This is a genomic window from Steroidobacter sp. (genome assembly GCF_016790065.1).
Taxonomy (GTDB): Bacteria; Pseudomonadota; Gammaproteobacteria; order Steroidobacterales; family Steroidobacteraceae; genus Steroidobacter.
Genome location: NZ_JAEUPY010000347.1, coordinates 1 through 2,381, shown reverse-complemented (window position 1 = coordinate 2,381; position 2,381 = coordinate 1). Strand labels below are relative to the sequence as shown.

Here is a 2,381-nt window from a genome sequence, read left to right as displayed (position 1 = left end):
GAGATCAAGACTCTGCGGGATCTGGCGAATCCGAAATGGCGCGGTCGGGTGGCGTTACGATCGGCTGCGAATGTCTATAACCGTTCGCTGCTCGCCTCGATGATCGTGCATCAGGGGCACGCGTCGGCGCTGGAGTGGGCGCGTGCCGTCAGGGCCAACGCGGGTGACGAACCGAAGTACTCCGGGGATACCGGCAACATCTGGCGGGTTGCTAAGGGCGAGGCAGCGCTGAGTTTCGTCAACACTTATTACCTTGCATACGTCATGGCGCGAGGCGAGGAAGGCAAGGAAGGAATCAAGTTGGCGGATGCAGTCGGGATTGCCTGGCTGGATCAGGAGGGCGCGGGTCAACCGGTGAACGTCACCGGCGTTGGGTTGGCCGCAGAGACGCCTCGCAAAGAGGACGGGCTGAAGCTGGTGAAGTTCCTATTGAGCCGGCAAGGACAGTCGCTGTTGTCCGAGCACGTTTTCAAGTATCCGGTTCGCGCTGATGTCGAACCCAGCGCGTTCTTGAAGACCCAAGGCGGCTTCGTCAAAGACGAGATGAATCTCAACGACCTGGAATTGCACTATGACGAGGCCGATGCGATCTATCGCGCCGTCGGCTGGCAAGCCTGGAAAGAATAAGACGACGACATCCCATGCGGACGTTTATATCTACGGTGCGCGGCGGCGTACTGCCGGTGCTGTTGTGCATGTCGGCGCTGCTGCCGCTTGGGGCGATGGCGGACGCGCGGGAGGTGTTCTCGCTGGATGACTCCCTCGCCGCGCACGCGACCTTACGGTTGAAGCCGACGGACTTGATCGTTGCACCCAACGGCCGCTATGTAGCGTGGGTCGACGGTGCGGCGTTGTTGGTGGCGACCGCGCCGACGTTCGAAGCACGCACGGTGGCAACGTCGGTGGTTGCCGCTTACGCATCGAGTGACGGACAGACGCTGCTCTATACGCGAGGCAAGCTCGAGCCGGCGTTCGGCTCCTATCCGCAAGAGGATTCGCGTGAACTGTGGCGAGTGCCGGTGGCGGGCGGCACGTCGCAATTGCTGGCGAAGGGCGAGGAGGTGCCGGAGGGCGCGCCAGTCTTCGCACCGGACGGCCGATCGTTTGTCACCGCGGAAGGACCGATGCTGTATGAGTATCGTCTCGACGCCGAAGGCTTACGGCGTCGTCCGTTACTGAAGCGGGATGCGCAGCACTACGCCGCGATTCGTCTCAGCAATCTAATGTACTCACCGGACGGCCGCAGCCTCGCGTTCGTCAGCTGGCGCAAGGCCGGTCAGAGTTACGTGGCAGTTCATGATTTCGCGACCGGTGACTATCGCTACATCGATTCCGGTATTTTTCGCGATGTCACGCCGGTGTGGTCGCCGGACGGCTCGCAGCTGGCCTTCGCTCGCACGCTCGGGAACTGGACGCATGAGTATCGCTTCTCTCCCAAGAACGAAGCTGCGCCCTGGAGCCTGATGATTGCGGACGCTGCCACCGGCAAGGTTCGCACGCTGTGGCGTGCCGATACTGGCGCCGGCAGTGTGTTTCAGCCGTTCGGCAATGGCGCCTGGATGGAGAGCAGTGTCGAGACACCGCAGCTATCGTGGACGCCTGATGGACAGATTCTGTTTCCTTGGGAGAAAACCGGTTGGCTGTCGTTGTACGCCATTGCCTCGCTGGGCGGTAAGCCGAGACAGATCACGCCGGGCGACGGCGAAGTCACATTACCTGCGCTCGATGCCTCGGGTCGCAACGTCATCTACGCAACCAACATTGGCGACTTACCGCGTCTGCATCTATGGCGCGCCTCACTCACGGGGGGCACGCCACAACAGCTGACTCGAGGTATCGGAGTCGAACACAGTCCGAAGATGCTGGCCGGCGATCGGTTCGTCTACATCGACAATGAGAATGGACGAATGCCGAATCGCCGTGTGATCGGCACCGGCAATGCACGACCGACGGTACTCACGCCGCTGGCAGCGGAACGACAGAAAAACCAAAAGACCTGGCAGCAGTTCGTTGATGAAGACGTCGTAGCACTCACGGCCGACGATGGCGTGGTGTCCTATCACATGATGATGGTGCCGAAGGGAACACCACCGCCGGGCGGCTTTCCGGTCATCGTGTCCAGCAAGGGCGGACCCGACGGCCGAGTCTCTCCCGGCAATACGGTCAACGCTGCTTTGGGACAGTACGCAGCGAGCCGCGGTTACGTTTTCATCGACATCAACTATCGCGGCTGTTTTGGTTTCGGGCTCGATTACCGCTTACCGCCTCAACGCGGCGCCACTGGCGGCAGCGAAGTGAAAGACCTGCGGGCGCTGGCGCTCTATCTGCGAGGCCGTGCTGATGTGAACCCGAATCGTATCGGCATCATGGGCGGCTCATAT

2 protein-coding genes are annotated in these 2,381 nt (G+C 61.4%); both read left to right on the top strand.

The window, feature by feature from the left end; all coding sequences use genetic code 11:
• Positions 1–627 (top strand): extracellular solute-binding protein (locus JNL55_RS14315; RefSeq protein WP_293854300.1); only part of this gene is annotated, 627 nt, incomplete at its 5' end.
• 14 nt (positions 628–641) lie between these two features.
• A partial coding sequence (locus JNL55_RS14310) for a S9 family peptidase (RefSeq protein ID WP_293854296.1) occupies positions 642–2,381 on the top strand: 1,740 nt, incomplete at its 3' end.